Origin of the sequence: Alkalicoccus luteus (assembly GCF_052061695.1) — a bacterium.
GTDB lineage: Bacteria > Bacillota > Bacilli > Bacillales > Salisediminibacteriaceae > Alkalicoccus > Alkalicoccus luteus.
In genome coordinates this window covers 269,566-286,898 of record NZ_JBPZEY010000005.1, presented here as the reverse complement: position 1 = coordinate 286,898, position 17,333 = coordinate 269,566, and the positions used below count along the sequence as shown (strand labels likewise).

The window sequence follows — 17,333 nt, the reverse complement described above, 5'->3', positions numbered from 1 at the left end:
TCCTTTAGCATATAGAACAGTAATTGTCTAATAAATGAACGTAACAGGAGGAACACCATGGAAGAAACGATTAGTCTGAAGGAGATTATTCAGACGATCAGACAGCGCCTGATCATGATTATCTCCATCACCCTCGCGGCGGTTGCCATTGCTGCTGGTGTCTCGTATTTTGTGTTAACCCCAATGTACAGCGCCTCTACCCAAATTCTCGTCAACCAATCGACAGAAGGCGAAAACGTCTTTACGCAAAACGATATCCGTACGAACGTAGAGCTCATTAATACGTATAACGTCATTATGACATCCCCGCGGATTTTAGAGCCGACGATTGACGAGTTAAATTTAGAGCAAGGTGTCGGAACACTCCGAAATCAAGTGAACGTATCAGCTGAAGGAGAATCGCAGGTCGTGACTGTCACAGTCGAAGATGCGAACCCGGCAAGTGCCGTAGAAATCGCCAATACGATGGCCTCCGTCTTTCAGCAGGACATTATTGAAATTATGAACGTCGATAACGTCTCGATCTTATCAGCAGCAGAGCTAAGTGATAATCCGTCACCGGTAAGTCCAAATCCAACTCTAAATATGGCGATCGCCTTCGTTGTTGGTCTCATGGCCTCCGTCGGACTTGCGTTTCTACTCGCTTTCTTGGATCGCACGATTAAAACTGAGGACGATGTGGAAGAAAAGCTCGGGATTCCGGTGCTTGCTTCTATTTCCACGATGAACACTTCCGATATGGAAGAATCCGACCTATCGCACACTCGCCGGGGAAAGGGACGTGAAACGTATGGCGCGTAAAAAGAACAAACAGGAAATGTCCGATAAACAGCGCGCACTCATCACGGAGTTTCAAAAGCGTTCACCGATCTCCGAGCAATATCGTACGCTTCGCACGAATATCCAGTTTGCATCCATTGATAAGCCGGTTCGTTCTATTCTCGTGACGTCTTCCTCACCTGGTGAAGGAAAGTCGACAACCGTTGCCAACTTAAGTATCGTGCTCGCGCAGCAGGATAACAAAGTACTGCTCGTCGATACGGATTTACGTAAGCCGACCGTACATTTCTCCTTCCAAGTACCAAACCAAGCTGGATTTACGAATGTACTGACTAACCAGAGTACATTCGATGACATGGTGTTTGAAACATCGATTGCTAATTTAGACGTACTCCCATCAGGCCCGCTGCCGCCAAATCCGAGTGAGCTATTAGGCTCGCAGCGCATGAAGCAGTTTATGCAGCACGTAAAAGACCGCTACGATTATGTCATCTTCGATGCACCGCCGGTGAATGCCGTGACTGATGCGCAAATACTTGCGGGTCATACAGATGGGGTCGTGCTTGTCATTCGCAGCGGGAAAACGGAAGAGGATCACGCTGAACGCGCAGTGGAATCGTTAAAGAAAGTCGATGCGAATCTCATTGGCGCTGTTCTAAACGACCGACAGATGGAGCAGTCGCAGTATTACTATTATTACGGAGAGGGATAAGATCCCTCTCTTTGTCATATGGAGGCTTAGCATGATTGATATTCACAGTCATCTTCTACCTGGCCTTGATGACGGGGCACAAACTGAAGCAGACACGCTTGAACTTGCGAAAGCGGCCGTAGCAGAAGGAATCACGCATGTCATTGCCACTCCGCACCATAAAAACGGGGTGTACGAAAACGAAGCGTTGTTAATCGAAGGGGCAGTCGAGCAGACGAATGAACTGCTAAGGCATCATGAGATTCCGCTGACAGTACTCCCTGGTCAAGAAGTGAGGCTGTACGGGGAGCTATTAGAAGATTGGCGAGCAGGAAAGCTGCTGACGCTGAATCGATCCGATTACATGCTCGTGGAGTTTCCGAGTAACAGTATTCCGAGGTTTGCAACGCAGCTGTTTTACGACATGCAGTTAGAAGGAATTACCCCGGTCATTGCCCATCCGGAGCGAAATAAAGTGCTGATAGAAAAGCCTTCGCTGCTCTATCGCTATGTTCAACACGGGGCGCTATCGCAGCTTACCGCAGGGAGCCTCGCTGGAAAGTTCGGGAAGAAGCTGCAGCGCTTCTCCCTGGAACTATTAGAACACAACGTCGTTCATTTTGTAGCCAGTGATGCCCATCACGTAAAAACGCGAGGTTTTCACCTGCAGGAGGCGTACCTCCAAGCAGAGAAAACAGGAACTGTAGAGCAGGTAAAAAAACATGCGAATCAGCTCTTAAATCAACAAATGATTTATCCAGAGGCGCCAATAGAGTTTCGTGCTAAACACTTTTTAGAAAGATTATTTCGAAAGTAAGCCAATGCCTTATGGACAAAAGTCGGAAAGGCATTTGTACTATTTCCTGATATTCGACATGTTACGAGATAAATAGACAGTTCATTCAGGTCTTTTCCCTTATATTAACCCCTACCTAAAGCTTATATACTAGATACAACGTTCATAGATGAACGAAAGCCTAATCGTAAATACAGAAATTACCCAAAATTAATGTATAATTTCCCCTTACCTCCTATCGGTAAACCCCTGATTGTGATAGAATGTAAAAGACCTTGAATAGATGTAAAAAAAGGCAAGAAACGGGTCATTTCTCCAACACCCTTACCAACGGAGGAACTCGACTTTGCTGTTGGTTGTTCACGATGTTGAACAGCTTAGGTGCGGACTGTTGCCATAGGCAAAGTGTGAGGACCGGTTAGATGCCGCATAATTCAGGAATGTCTATTCTCTGTAGAGAATAGACATTCTCTTTTCTTTTAAAATGTAAAACAATAGAGCCGTTTTGAACGAAAGGGCTGTGTTGTTTTGCAAAACATATTCTTGATTAAAGGAGGGTCTCAAGTGACGATCCATAAACGGCTCGCTTTACTCATAGCGATTGACTCACTGATTGTCATGCTTTCTGTGTTCGTTGGTAACTGGCTCATCGCCCCCGCATCGGAAATTGTCACACCTGCACTGATTGTCACATCGATCGGGCTACTAATTAGCCACCACGTATTTGCCCATTTCTTTAAGCTCTATAAGCGCGTTTGGCAGTACGCGAGTATTCGTGAGCTGTCATCGATTTTTGTAGCCGTAACACTCTCCGTTGCAACGGTAGGAATACTGCAGCTGGTGCTTTACCAGGTCATGTATTCAAGAACGTTATTAATTACATTGATGCTACATATTTTATTAATCGGTGCCTCCCGATTTTCGTGGCGAGTGTACCGGGATGCCAAGTTTAGATCAGCAGCCAATAAAAAACGGGCGATGATCATCGGAGCTGGAAACGGCGGCACGATGGTAGCGCGTCAGCTGTTGAATAGCGAAATGTCTGAACTGCACCCCGTTGCTTTTATTGACGATGACAAAATGAAAACCGGTCTTGAAATTATGGGAGTTCCGGTGGCAGGAACGAAGGAAAGCATTCCGAGCATCGTTAAAGATAAAAACATCCAGCATATCATTATTGCGATTCCATCCTTATCCAAATCACAGCTGAGTGAACTATTCGAGATCTGTTCACAAACGAAGGTAAAAACTCAAATCATGCCGTCTGTAGAAGACATCATGTCCGGAAGAGTCAGTGTGACGCAGATGCGCGATGTGCAAGTAGAGGATTTGTTAGGACGAGAGCCGGTGGAACTGGATACGAAGAAGATTGGAGAAACGTTAACAGGTAAGACGGTCGTGGTAACGGGGGCCGGAGGATCGATAGGTTCAGAGGTCTGCAGGCAAGTGTCACGGTATTCTCCTGAAAAGCTTGTCCTGTTAGGACATGGGGAAAACAGCATTTACACGATTGAAATGGAGTTGCGTACGAAATTCAGTGATCTAAAGATGGATATTGTGACAGAGATTGCCGATGTGCAGGATAAAGCACGTATGGTGGATGTATTTAAAACCCATGCGCCTGACGTCGTCTATCATGCAGCAGCGCACAAGCACGTACCATTGATGGAGCGTAACCCGCACGAAGCAGTGAAAAACAATGTGATCGGAACGAAAAACTGTGCAGAGGCAGCCGATGAAGCCGGCGTGTCATCCTTTGTCATGATTTCCACCGATAAAGCGGTAAATCCGACCAGCGTGATGGGGGCAACGAAACGCATCGCAGAAATGATCGTGCAGTGTATGGGACAAAAGAGTTCGACGAAATTTGTCGCCGTGCGTTTTGGAAACGTGCTTGGTAGTCGGGGGTCAGTCATTCCTTTATTTAAGCAGCAAATAGCTGCCGGGGGCCCTCTGACCGTTACACATCCGGACATGACAAGGTATTTCATGACAATTCCGGAAGCTTCGAGGCTGGTGCTGCAAGCAGGGTCATTAGCAGAAGGGGGCGAAGTGTTTGTGCTTGATATGGGAGAACCAGTAAAGATCGTGGATCTCGCTAAAAACCTGATAAAGCTTTCTGGATTCAGTGAAAATGAAATTGCCATACGATATTCTGGAATGCGGCCGGGCGAGAAGCTGTTTGAAGAGCTGTTAGGAAATGAAGAAGTTCACGATCAACAAATTTTCCCAATGATTTACAGGGGAAAAACACCTCCAGTGAATATTCAAGTAATACATGAATTAATCAATACATTTGAAAAACAAGATATTAACGATTTGCGTGAGCTAGTTCTCAATATCTCCCACTTCCGCGTTAGCGGTTTAAGAAATTATAGTATTGCTAAATAAAATAAACTAAAAAATAGATTAAAACAAATGGATGTTAGTCGTTAGAGTGAGCATTACAGGCAGACGCAAAGGTAACGCACAATCACAGAGTTAGTATTTAAAAAGGACGTGAATGAGTAGAGCTATTATGTATCGTCATATGTAAGGAACACATCGCCAAGTTAGTGGAAGAAGAGATTTATAGTCAACCGGGATCGGGCAGAAAAAAATCGGGAAACACCGCGCCACTGTGGAAAAAAATAGGTGAAAGCGGATCGATTGCAAGTCGCACTAGAGCGATCCGGTGACATTCTGTCGACTCTAGGCGATCTGGAAGCGATGAAGTAAGCGTATGAAAAAGAGGTGCTTGACCTGAAAGAGGAAAATGAGATTTTTTAAAAAACTATGCACTGTTTATGCAGCCAAAGCCGTGATCCACGTGCATATTCGACGCCATGGAAACGAGTATGCCAACGAGAAGATGTGCCGCATTTTGCAGGTTTCGAAAAGCGGCTATTACAAATGGAAACAGCGTCAACATGCACTAGAGACCGACGGAGAAGCGGATCGTACAGAGAAAAAACGGATGGTAAGCCGATCGTTTCGCGAAAGCAGGGGCAGCTATGGAGCCCGCGCGTGCATCAAGATTTGGTGGCGTGGGGCTACACGATGTTGGTCAAAACGGTTGCTCGTCTCATGCAGGAACAATGGCTGCTTGCGATTCCGAAAGTTGCGTTTGTGACCACTAAGGACTCTAATTATACGTTGAAAACTGAATCAAATCGCTTTAACCGAGAGTGGACTGCGGAACTCTGAAACCAGGCATAGGGGACCGATATTTATATCAGAACACAAAAGGAGTGGCTTTGCAGCTGCTATCGTTTAATAAGTGGACTTTAAAACAGACTAAAAAAGATAAAAAATAAGACATTGCTTTTCAGGTTTCAGAGGGAGTCCGCACAAAAACAACTTAAAATGCCGGCTTCCGGGCCCGTTTGATCCTGCGCCTGGTGAGGATTGCCGTCTCGACGTACTACACTGCCTATCCCAGACGTACCATGAACGCAACCCTGCGTCTGCTTGAACGGCCACGAGGCCGACCGATTCCCGGTTATTCGCTGACGATCCACGGAGACCCCATTCCGGATGACGCGATTAAAGAACGATTGATGGAACTGGCCTGTGACGAGTGGGCCAGCACCTGTGGCTACAAAAAATGGGGGGCTTGCTTCGCCGCGACTTTGATCTTGTCATTAACAAAAAGAAGGTCTACCGCCTCTGCCAGGAGCTCGGTATTCTCAAGGAACAACGACACAAAAAGCCGCCTTACCCCCGTCACCTGGCACGCGTGCGGGTCATCACCGCACCGAACCAGCTCTGGCAGATGGATCTTAAATACGGCATCATTGCGGAATCGGGGCGATTCTTCTTTATCTGCAATGTGATTGATGTCTTTGACCGGACCATTGTCGGTTATTATCGCGGCCCGGAGTGCCGCTGGATGCAGATTCGCCAGATGCTGGTCAAAACGTTTATGCACCAACATCACAATTACTATGAAAGCATTCCACAAAAATCTCCGAACCTGAACGCATACGTGGAGGCGTTTCACAGCCATCTCCATCAGGAATGTTTCGATCAATGCGTCTTTACATTCTTCGATGAAGCCTATGCCGAAGTGGACGCCTACTATGCCTACTACAACGCTAAACGGCCTCATGGCAGCCTCCACTTCATGACCCCGGCCGCCTACCATGAAGAAGCAATGAAGGGGGAGGTCGCCCCAATCGAGATGAAGGTTCGATGAACGATTTTGAATAAGAGAGAATGACAAAGCACGAGGCCGAAAGCGTATAGAATTAGTAGGCAGGACGTGACAATACAATATAGATCAATAACGATAATTACCGAACTATATGTTGAATGATTGAACTGGTTTTTAAAGTTTTAATCTATTATGGATAGTCTTAATCAGATGAGTGTGAGAAAGTCTTTATTTCTTAAAACCAAATGGAGCAACAATAATGTTTGGAACTAGAGTGTGTTGTACCAAAAGGTAGTATTTATAACTATATATTTTACTTAAAGTATATTTTTGAATACAAAAGACGAGGTGGCTATCGGATATAGATGAGGTTTAGTAGGTTAGTAGTTGGTTGGAATGAGTTCTAATCTAGTACTAACAAACTAAAAAATTTTCAAGGAGTGTAACGGAGATGTACATGAAAATAAAAAGGTTAATAGATATAGTTCTTTCTTTAGTAGGGTTGATAGTATTGTCCCCTATTTTATTAATTCTTATTGTGGGAATGAAATTAGATTCAAAAGGTCCTATTCTGTTCAAACAAAAGCGTGTTGGAATTAACAAAACACATTTTAATATATTAAAGTTTCGTACGATGAAAATTGATACACCTAAAGATACACCAACACATTTATTAGATAACCCTGATCAGTATATTACAAAAATGGGTAAATTTTTGAGAAAAACATCATTAGATGAACTACCTCAGATCTGGAATATCTTTGTTGGACAGATGAGTATAATCGGGCCTAGGCCAGCACTTTGGAATCAGTATGATTTGATCGATGAACGAGATAAATATGGCGCTAATGATGTACCACCTGGATTGACCGGTTGGGCACAGATTAATGGTAGGGATGAACTTCCTATCGAAATTAAGGCTAAGTTGGATGGGGAGTATGTTGAGAAGATTAACCTTTGGATGGATGTTAAGTGTTTCTTTGGAACCATCGTACGTGTTGTTAAGAGTGATGGTGTAGTCGAAGGTGGCACGGGTTCCAAGTTACAAGAACAACAATCAAATACGAAGGAGTCATTGTAACTATGAAAAAGGTTTTAATTACAGGTGAAAGTAGTTACATTGGAAAGCAATTTGAAGCTTGGCTAAATAAAACTAAGGACAAATACCAAGTAACTAAGATAAGTGTTCGTGATAATTCTTGGAAAAAAATTAACTTCTCTTCATTTGATGTTGTTCTTCACCTAGCTGGAATTGCACATGTTTCTCGTGATCCAAACATGGAAGATTTATATTATAAAGTAAATAGAGATTTAACAGTTGAAATTGCCCAAAAAGCAAAATTTGAAGGAGTAGGGCAGTTTATCTTTATGAGTAGCATAATTGTTTATGGAGATAGCTCAAAAGATAAACGTGTCATAGGTCGAGATACTCTTGCACGTCCCAGTAACTTTTATGGACAGAGCAAACTTGAAGCAGAACAAAGAATTACTGAGATGGAAGATCAAACTTTTAATATTGTAATTATTCGACCTCCTATGATTTATGGGAAAGGGTCAAAAGGAAACTATCCCAAACTAGCAAAAGCAGCTAAGAAGTTACCTTTATTTCCGGACATTGAAAATCAGCGTAGCATGCTCCATATAGATAATCTATGTGAATTCTTGCGGCTATTAATTGACAACAATGAGAGTGGGTTATTCTTCCCACAAAATGCTGAATACGTTAAGACAAGTGAGATGGTTAAGTTAATTGGAGAAGCTCATGGCAAAAAGGTTAGGTTGACTAAAGTATTCAATCCTGTTTTGGGGATAATGGGTCGAAAAATAGGGATTATTAATAAAGTGTTTGGGAACTTAATATATGATCAGAATTTAAGTTGTTATAAAGATAATTATAGAATTAGAGATTTACATGAGTCGATTAGAAGGACTGAAGAATAGAAATAATTATATGAAGGAATGTGGAATAATGGCTGACTTAACTGCAATTATATTAACAAAAAATGAAAGTAAAAATATTGTAGCATGTCTGGATTCAATAAAAGGTTTTGCTAAAAGAGCAGTTGTCGTTGATAGTGGAAGTACAGATAATACTGTTGAGTTAGCAAAGTCTTGCGGAGCAGATGTTTATTTCAATGAATTTGAATACTATGCCAAGCAGTTTAATTGGGGAATTGATAATACAAATATTCAAACAAAATGGATTCTGCGCCTAGATGCTGATGAAAGATTTACTCTAGAGCTATGCAAAGAAGCTGAAATGTTGATGTCCAAACATGCAGATGATGATGTTAACGGTATAACCATGGAAGCATGGTTATATTTTTTAGGTAAACGTCTAAAATATGGTGCTAGTAAGAAGAGAAAATTAATGATTTTTAAATGTGGAATAGGTCGGATAGAGGATAGGAAACGTGATGCCCATAGTGTATTATCTCATGGTCGATCTGTTCCTACAAAGGAACGTTTTATCCACCATGATTTTAAAGATATTAATAGTTTTATAACAAAATATAATTATTATGCTACTCGTGAAATGGAAGATTATTTAGCTTATAAAAAAGGAAATTCTAGCGAAATTCAAACGGATGAAAAAATCCAAAGTACAAGAAAAAAGAAATTTGGATTATACTATAAGGCTCCAAGATTTTTCAGAGCATGGTTATGGTTTGTGTATAATTACTATTTCAAATTTGGATTTTTAGATGGGAAAGAAGGCTATATATATCATTACTTTGAATGTTATTGGTATAGGTATTTAGTTGACGCAAAAATATGTGAGCAAGAAATTATTAATCCAGCTTCTGAACAACAAATAAATGTAAAAGATTTAAAATCAATAAAAGAGAGGGGTAAATATGAATAATTTAACAAAGAACATAATTTTAGCCCCTTTTAATATTTTTTATAAAGTAAACCCCAAAAAAGAACTTCAGCTTCTTTATAGGTTAAAAACAGGTCAGAAGTTAAATTTAGAAAATCCAATTACCTATAATGAAAAGCTAAATTGGATAAAATTATATGATAAAAATCCTTTAATGCCTATATGCAGTGATAAATATACAGTTAGAGATTTTGTAGCCTCTTTAGGTTGTGGGCATATTTTAAATGATTTATATTGGGAAGGCTTTGAACCTGAAAATATCCCTTTTGAAGATCTTCCTAACCAATTTGTAATAAAGGTTACTCATGGATCAGGCCTAAACATTATTTGCAAAAATAAACAAGAACTAAATTGTAAAGATACAATTAATAGGTTGAAGAAGTGGTTAAAGGTAAAGTATCTTCCGAGTTATGGCGAATGGTTTTACAATGTGGTAAAACCAAGAATAATAATTGAAAAGTTTCTAAGTGATAATAATTCCGTGCCAGTTGATTACAAAGTCTTTTGCTTTAATGGAGTACCTAAATTCATTGATGTCCACACTTCTAGGTTTTCGGACCATAAAAGAAACTTATATGACTTAAATTGGAAATTAATGAAAGGTATTTCTATTGGGTATAAAAACGATGAATCAGAATATGTAGAAAAACCAAAGCAATTACAAGAAATGTTAGACTACGCAAAAATATTGTCATCAAAGTTCCATCATGCGCGTGTAGACTTTTATATTTCAAATAAAAAGATATACTTTGGTGAAATTACATTCACTAACGGGGCAGGTTTTAGTAAAATCACCCCTTATGAATTTAATAAGAAAATGGGTAGTTGGATTACTCTACCAATTAGTAGGGTGTAGGAGGATTCTTTTTGAGGATATATACTAGAGTAGAGAAACTTTTTGAATCAATTTTATATTATTTATTAAGGTTTATTATTTTCTTGCATGAGTTAAAGAATATTAGAAAAAAGAAAAAACTTTATTCAAAAGTAAAATTAAGTAATCAACAAATACAAGAAATTGATGCTCTATGGGAAAAAAACTACGGCAAGAAAATTTCAAAAAAATGGCACCGGCTATACCAAAGTTATCTTGGTAAATATGACCCACACTATTTTCCTGAGATATTATTTTCTACTAAACTCGAGCCTATGATGAATCCAAGATATATTTGTAGGACACTTTCGGACAAGTCCGTTACAGAAATGCTAATTAATAATGAACTGGTTAGAACCCCAAAAACGATTACCCTTAATTCTAATGGTTTTTGTTATGATAGTGAGCGAGTGGTGACGAATCAAGAGAATATCCTATCTAGTATACAGAATATAGGAAAGGCTGTAATAAAGCCTACAGTTAATACTAGTTCGGGAAGAGGTGTAAGATTAATAAATGTCAAAAATGGAATTGATATATTTACTGGTGAAACTATCGATACCATTATTAATAAATATAAAAGAAACTTCATCATCCAGGAAATGCTCATAGCACATCACTCATATAGTTTGTTACATGAAAACTCTATTAATACATTGAGGGTTATTACCTACATCTTAGACGGAGAAGTGTATTGCGCACCTCTTTCATTAAGAGTAGGGATGAATGGTTCATTTGTTGATAATGCTCATGCTGGCGGAATTGTTATTGGGCTGTGTGATGAAGGTATATTAAAAAGCACGGGCTTTACTGAATTTCAAGATAGCTATACTGTACACCCTGATAGTGGAATTACTTTTGATGGATATCAAGTAGTTAAAACACAGGAAATAATTGAGGCTGCAAAGAGATTACATGGTCGGATACCTAACTTAGGAATAATATCTTGGGATTTTATGGTTGATCATAATGAGTCAATTGTGTTAATAGAAATAAATATTACTTCTCAGTCCATATGGTTTCCTCAATATGCTAATGGGCAGGGGATTTTTGGCGAGAATACTGAGAAGATGATCGGAATGATTGCCCAAAAGTAAATTGTATAAGGTTAATAACATAATGTAATTGTTCCCATTGAATTTAATAAAATAGTAACGTATAAAACTATCTTTAAATAAGTAGGTGCATTTGTTGAAACATAAAAAGGTAAAATTATTAATCATAGCTACAACTAAATTTGACTTAGATGGTATTACACATAGTGTAATGAATTACTACAGATATATGGATAAATCTAATATGGAAATAGACTTTGTAATTCCAAATAAAATCAATGAGCGATTGAGGAAAGAAATAGAAAGCAATAATGGAGAAATATTTGAATTACTATTAAGGAATAAAAAACCACTACTTTACTTTAGAGAATTAAAAAGAATAATTTCTAAGAAAAAGTATGATATTGTACATGCCCATGGGAACAGTTGTACTTTAGCAGTAGAAATGCTAGCTGCAAAACAAGCTGGTGTAAAAGTACGAATATCACATAGTCGTAACTCTATGTGTAAACATAAACTAATTCATAAGTTGTTAAGGCCTGTATTTAATTTTACTTACACACATGGATTTGCTTGTGGTTATCAAGCTGGTAGATGGCTATTTCAGAGTGATAATTTTACTGTTGTGAATAATGGAAATGACGTGGAGAAATTTTCATATAATGAAGAAATACGTCAAATATACAGAGAGAAGTATAATCTGGAAGGAAAAAAGGTGATAGGACATGTTGGAGCTTTTAATTATCAAAAGAACCATGACTTCCTAATAGGTATAATTGAACATTTAGTCAAAAGGTCTCCTGAATACGTATTGTTTTTGGTAGGAGACGGTTATACAAGAAAAGAAGTAGAAAAGAAAATTCAACGAAAGGGTTTATCTAATAATGTGATATTTACTGGTAAATCACTTGAAGTAGAAAAGTTGATACAAGCAATGGATATAATGGTATTGCCATCCAGATATGAAGGACTACCTAATGTAGTTATTGAATGGCAAATTGCTTGTTTACCATCAATAATATCCGACAACGTTACACAAGAAGTACAACTTACCGATTTAGTAGAATTTTTGCCATTAGAAGCAGGTGAAGCAGCCTGGGTTAAAAAGATAAGTGAAATAGAGATGATTGATAGGCAACGAGTGAAAAAACAAGTAATTCATGAAATAACTGAGGCAGGATTTAATGTTAAGGAAAACGCAAAACATTTAAAAGAACATTATTTTAAATTAGTTCAAACTTGATGATTGTATAACAATTAAGTATATAAAACTCTTTTAGATTACGGGTGAGAAAATTGAAAAATATTGTTATTGTGACGAGGGACATGCATGGTGGTGGCTGTGAACGTGTTATTGCACAATTAGCTAATTGGTTTATTGAAAATAATATAAATTGTACAATAATAACTGAAGTAAATGAGCCTTGTTTTTATTCTATTAAAAAAGAAGTTAAAATTATTTCCTTGTCTTCGAAGAGCCGTATCGGGAAAAAGGGGTTATTGGGTGCTTACACGAAAATGAGGAAATTGATAAAAGGTATCGATCCCGATGTAGTACTTTCAATGCCGGAAAAGGTAAATGTATGGACTGCTCTGTCACTGGTCGGAACAGGAATTCCGCGCGTAGTATCTGAAAGGAATAATCCTGCAATATACCCCCCTAGTAAAATTAAGCGTATAATTAGACAGATTATATACCCTACAGTAAATGGTTTCATATTTCAAACAAAGGAAGCAAGTGAATTTTTCTCAAGGCGTATTCAACATAAAGGTATAATATTACCGAACCCATTAGACCCTTCCAGAATCCCTCAAAATATTGAAGAAGTAAAACGGAAAGAAATAGTTTCTATCGGGAGATTGGAAAAGCAAAAGAATCATCATCTACTAATTGATGCCTTTTCAAAATTTCAGAAGAATAATGATGGTTATGAGTTAATCATATACGGTGAAGGCTCATTGAGAAATGAATTAGAGACTTATGCAGAACAGAAGCTCAAAAAAAATACCTACTCTTTTCCGGGTAAAAAGTCTGATGTGCTAGAGCGTATTACTGGTGCATCACTGTTCGTTTTAAGTTCAAACTACGAAGGGATGCCTAATGCATTGATAGAAGCTATGGCAATTGGTTTACCAGTTATATCCACAAATTGTCCTGCTGGAGGACCAAACGAATTAATTACAAGCGGCGAGAATGGGTTATTAGTTTCTGTTGGAAATACTGAAGAACTAACGAAGGCGATGGAAAAAGTTGTTAGAGAAGAAGAATTTGCAACTAAAATAGCTAATGAGGCTAGAGAGATAATAAATAAACTAGATATTAATTTGATAGCTAATAAATGGCTATCATACCTTGAATCAGTTTCAAATAAAAAATAATTATTAATAATTTTATTCAAATGTTGGTTAGTAATCTATGGAGATCCAAGAGAAAACGAGAATATATAATAGAGGGTGCTAGATAACATGGAAGAAATTAAATATAAAAGTGTAACTAATAATGAAATCAATAATAACATACCTAACCTCAATAACGAATTCTCGTTAACTTCAATTGGAAATGTTTTTTATGTTTTCCTCTCTATCCAGCTTATATTTGGAAATGTTGCTAGATATAGCTTATTAGGCCAACTATCTTTATTGTTATTTATGATAGTAGGCTTACTATTTCTTTTGAAGAGAAAATATATAAGGTTGAATGGAATGCATATTACTATTAGTATGTTTATTATTTTTTCTCTCTTAAACATATGGCTTGGGGAAGTATACAATAGTGTGCACTCTCTTTCTATGGTACAAACTGTGGGTATGAACCTTGTATATGGAATTATATTATTTAGTTTTATTTTATTGACTAAAAACCTATATAAGATTATGAAAGTATTTATATTTTCCTCACTAATTAGTAATTTAATAATTTTACTCATTAATAGAGAATCTTTGTTTACTTCTAGAATTGCTTTTTCATGGAGAGAAACAGTAACACACAATTTTTTAGGTATTGAGTTGTCAACTATAGGTCCTAACGGAATAGCCTATTATTCTTCTCTCTCTATTATTTTTTTATTAATATTAATTTCTAAAGAAACCAAATCCAAAACAAAATTAATGTACTACTCTTCAACATTTATTATGTTATTCACAATATTTGCTGCAGGTTCCCGAAAGGGATTATTGTTTCTACTTGGAGGAATAATAATTAGTTCATTGTTCTTGTATAAAGGTTCAAAAAAAGTCTTATATATTTTAATTGGAACTCTTACCAGTGTATTAATACTGTTACTTACATTATATATACCAGCACTTTACCAAATAATTGGTTATAGACTTGAAGAATTATTAAATTTAATTCTGGGCAATGATGTATCTGATTCATCTGTTACAACAAGAATGTCATTAATAAATTATGCATATGAACTTTTTAAGAATAATCCAATATACGGGTATGGGTTAGATGCGTTTAGACTGATGCATCCATCCACTATTGTTTCGGATAACAATTATTTAGAAATGTTGGTATCTGGAGGAATTATTGGGTTTATATTTTATTATGCCTATGTTTTATGGGTATTCTTAATATATCTGACAACTAAAAATAAAAGTGAAGTTTCAAAGATTTTATTTGGGTTATTAATCGTAACATTGATCTTTGAAATAGGGCAAGTTACTTATTACCATAGATCATATACGTTTTTTTATAGCATACTGTTTGCAAGTTTAATTATTGACCGTATTATGGAAAAGCGTAAAAAAGTGTAAAGAGATATACAATTAGTTAAGGGTATATCGTTATTTATTTAAGGCGGTGCAAAAAGGGCATGTCGATAATAAGGATTTTAAAGAAAAATGGACAAATGGTGAGTTTTTACAATGTGTTAAAGTATTACTATTATAAGAGTCTAATAAATGATGAAAAAGTAATTCGTAATACGTTTAAGAAGAGGGTAGGTAGAGAACTTAATTTAGATAACCCTGAACAATTTAACGATAAATTACAATGGTTGAAGTTAAATTGGAGAGATCCCTTGGCAACTAAGTGTGCAGATAAATATGAAGTAAGATATTTTGTAAAAGAACGAATTGGAGAGGACTATTTAAACGATCTTTATGAAGTTTATGAATCAGTCGAGGAAATAAACATTTCTAAATTACCTAAAGCTTTTGTTTTAAAGGGAACACATGGGTCCGGGTTTAATATTATCTGTAAGGATAAAAATAAGCTTGACTGGGATAAAGAATACAAGAAAATGAAACGTTGGCTAAAAAAGAATTATTATTGGGAAAAACGCGAATGGGTATACAAGGATATAAAACCTAGAATAATTTGTGAGAAATACATGTCTGAAGGAGAACAAACTGTAGCGTTAACTGACTATAAATTCTTTTGCTTTAATGGAGAAGCTAAGTATTGTCAAGTAATAAGAGGAAGAGGGGAAAATGAAACTATCGATTTTTACAATGAAGATTGGGAGCATATGGATTTTACAGGTTTGAGACCATTGCCCAACTCCAATTCCAAGTATTTAAAACCTGAAAAATATGAGCAGATGATTAATTTAGCAAGCACGCTATCAAAAGGTTTTCCATTTGTTAGAGTCGATTTCTATTATGTAAATAATGTAATAATTTTTGGTGAACTTACTTTTTTTCCTCAAAGTGGAATGGGGAGTTTTTATCCACTCGAATGGAATAAAAAAGTAGGAGATATGCTTGAAATTAATAATATACAAAACTAAATTAGTTTATATCTTTATTAATTATTTTCAGGGTATAAAAAAAGAGGTAACAATGCTGAAAAAAATAATGGAACTAAAAAAAAGTAAATTTATTAGAAATGTAACGGTGGTTGCAAGTGGTACTGTAATAGCCCAAGTAATAGCTATGTTATCTATTCCAATAATAGCTAGGATCTATGGACCTGAAAGTATAGGAATATTAGGGGTATTTGTGGCAATTACCGCCATTGTAACAAAAATTTCAGGTTTAACTTATCCTGTTGCTATAGTACTACCTAATAAAGATGAAGAGGCAAAAATTTTAGTGAAAGCCTCTATTTATTTGTCTTTTGTAATAGCCTTTTTAACATTAACCATTTTAATTTTTTATAGAGAGCCAATTGCTTCCTTATTCAATTTAGAAGAGATAGAGTCTTATCTGTTTTTTATTCCTTTAATAATAATTTTTTCAGTGCTATACCAAGTTTCAGAACAGTGGTTAATTCGTCTTCAAAAGTTTAAGTTAACTGCAAAAGCCATGATATATAAGTCAATTATTGAAAATCTTTCTAAAATAGGAGTTGGATTATACCACCCTGTAGCATATGTGTTAATTTCTATAACTGCATTTAGTTATTTACTACACACTTTGCTTATAGTATCTCATCTAAAATATAAATTTAGTAGAAGTACTTTGAATATTAAAGATAATGCAGGTGAAATGGTTAGGTTACTAAAGGTGTATAAAGATTTTCCGCTTTATAGAGCACCTCAGGAACTTGTAAATGGTATTTCTTCAAGTTTGCCAATATTATTACTTGCAAGTTTCTTTGGACCAGCATATGCTGGTTTTTATACTATAAGTAAAAAGGTATTACATGTCCCTACGAATTTACTAAGCAAATCTATTGGGGATGTTTTTTATCCACGAATTACTCAGGCTGCAAATAAACGAGAACACGTTGCCAATCTGCTTTTTAAAGCAACCATGGGATTAGCAATAGTTGGGATAATTCCATTTGGGATAGTTTTTATGTTTGGACCATGGTTGTTTGGATTAGTTTTGGGGGAGGATTGGATACAAGCTGGGGAATATGCAAGGTGGTTATCAATATGGTTATATTTTGGTTTTATTAATCGACCTACTACAAAAACTATTCCCGTGCTTAAGTTGCAGGGGTTATTCTTATTTTATGAAATACTAACCACTTTAATTAGAGCAGGAGCTTTATTTATTGGTTTTATAATTTTCAACGATGACCTTATTGCAATTATATTATTATGTATGATTGCAGCTTTATCAAATGTAATATTAATTGGGTTTACTTACTATAAGGCGAGGAAATACGATGTAATAAATATAATGAAGCGGAGACAATAAACTATAATTTAAGATAAAGGAA

The 17,333-nt window shown here is 36.8% G+C and carries 15 protein-coding genes; all 15 read left to right on the top strand.

Annotation, left to right across the window (positions count from 1 at the left end; genetic code table 11):
* The first annotated feature begins 57 nt into the window (after nt 1-57).
* Entirely contained in the window at nt 58-801 is a 744-nt protein-coding gene (locus tag ACSZLD_RS09065; protein WP_168005997.1) for a YveK family protein, read from the top strand.
* Complete coding sequence (locus ACSZLD_RS09060; RefSeq protein ID WP_444684994.1) at nt 791-1,492, top strand: CpsD/CapB family tyrosine-protein kinase; 702 nt, start codon at nt 791-793, stop codon at nt 1,490-1,492. Before ACSZLD_RS09065 ends, ACSZLD_RS09060 begins: the two co-directional genes overlap by 11 nt.
* A gap of 31 nt (nt 1,493-1,523) precedes the next feature.
* Nucleotides 1,524-2,288 (top strand): tyrosine-protein phosphatase, encoded by a 765-nt coding sequence (locus tag ACSZLD_RS09055; protein WP_444684993.1) that lies wholly within the window; start codon nt 1,524-1,526, stop codon nt 2,286-2,288.
* Between the two features lie 543 nt (nt 2,289-2,831).
* Nucleotides 2,832-4,658: a polysaccharide biosynthesis protein gene (locus tag ACSZLD_RS09050; RefSeq protein WP_444684992.1), complete on the top strand. Its 1,827-nt coding sequence runs from the start codon at nt 2,832-2,834 to the stop codon at nt 4,656-4,658.
* A 1,168-nt stretch (nt 4,659-5,826) separates the two neighbouring features.
* Nucleotides 5,827-6,444 (top strand): integrase core domain-containing protein, encoded by a 618-nt coding sequence (locus tag ACSZLD_RS09045; RefSeq protein WP_444684991.1) that lies wholly within the window; start codon nt 5,827-5,829, stop codon nt 6,442-6,444.
* Nucleotides 6,445-6,853: 409 nt separating this feature from the next.
* Complete coding sequence (locus ACSZLD_RS09040; protein WP_444684990.1) at nt 6,854-7,483, top strand: sugar transferase; 630 nt, start codon at nt 6,854-6,856, stop codon at nt 7,481-7,483.
* Between the two features lie 2 nt (nt 7,484-7,485).
* Nucleotides 7,486-8,343 carry an NAD-dependent epimerase/dehydratase family protein gene (locus ACSZLD_RS09035; RefSeq protein WP_444684989.1) on the top strand — a complete coding sequence of 286 codons (858 nt, stop codon included), beginning with the start codon at nt 7,486-7,488 and terminating at the stop codon, nt 8,341-8,343.
* 28 nt (nt 8,344-8,371) lie between these two features.
* Nucleotides 8,372-9,268 (top strand): glycosyltransferase family 2 protein, encoded by an 897-nt coding sequence (locus ACSZLD_RS09030; RefSeq protein ID WP_444684988.1) that lies wholly within the window; start codon nt 8,372-8,374, stop codon nt 9,266-9,268.
* Entirely contained in the window at nt 9,261-10,142 is an 882-nt protein-coding gene (locus ACSZLD_RS09025) for an ATP-grasp fold amidoligase family protein (RefSeq protein WP_444684987.1), read from the top strand. Before ACSZLD_RS09030 ends, ACSZLD_RS09025 begins: the two co-directional genes overlap by 8 nt.
* A gap of 11 nt (nt 10,143-10,153) precedes the next feature.
* Nucleotides 10,154-11,257, top strand: a complete 1,104-nt coding sequence (locus ACSZLD_RS09020; RefSeq protein WP_444684986.1) for a sugar-transfer associated ATP-grasp domain-containing protein — start codon at nt 10,154-10,156, stop codon at nt 11,255-11,257.
* A gap of 94 nt (nt 11,258-11,351) precedes the next feature.
* A complete protein-coding gene (locus ACSZLD_RS09015) occupies nt 11,352-12,458 on the top strand; it encodes a glycosyltransferase family 1 protein (protein ID WP_444684985.1) in 1,107 nt (368 codons plus the stop codon).
* Nucleotides 12,459-12,511: 53 nt separating this feature from the next.
* The gene (locus ACSZLD_RS09010; RefSeq protein WP_444684984.1) at nt 12,512-13,594 is read left to right on the top strand and encodes a glycosyltransferase; all 1,083 of its coding nucleotides are present in this window, start codon (nt 12,512-12,514) and stop codon (nt 13,592-13,594) included.
* Between the two features lie 87 nt (nt 13,595-13,681).
* Nucleotides 13,682-14,974, top strand: coding sequence for an O-antigen ligase family protein (locus tag ACSZLD_RS09005; RefSeq protein WP_444684983.1), 1,293 nt, complete (start codon nt 13,682-13,684; stop codon nt 14,972-14,974).
* A 59-nt stretch (nt 14,975-15,033) separates the two neighbouring features.
* Entirely contained in the window at nt 15,034-15,951 is a 918-nt protein-coding gene (locus ACSZLD_RS09000; RefSeq protein WP_444684982.1) for an ATP-grasp fold amidoligase family protein, read from the top strand.
* Nucleotides 15,926-17,311 (top strand): lipopolysaccharide biosynthesis protein, encoded by a 1,386-nt coding sequence (locus ACSZLD_RS08995; RefSeq protein ID WP_444684981.1) that lies wholly within the window; start codon nt 15,926-15,928, stop codon nt 17,309-17,311. Before ACSZLD_RS09000 ends, ACSZLD_RS08995 begins: the two co-directional genes overlap by 26 nt.
* Nucleotides 17,312-17,333: the final 22 nt, after the last annotated feature.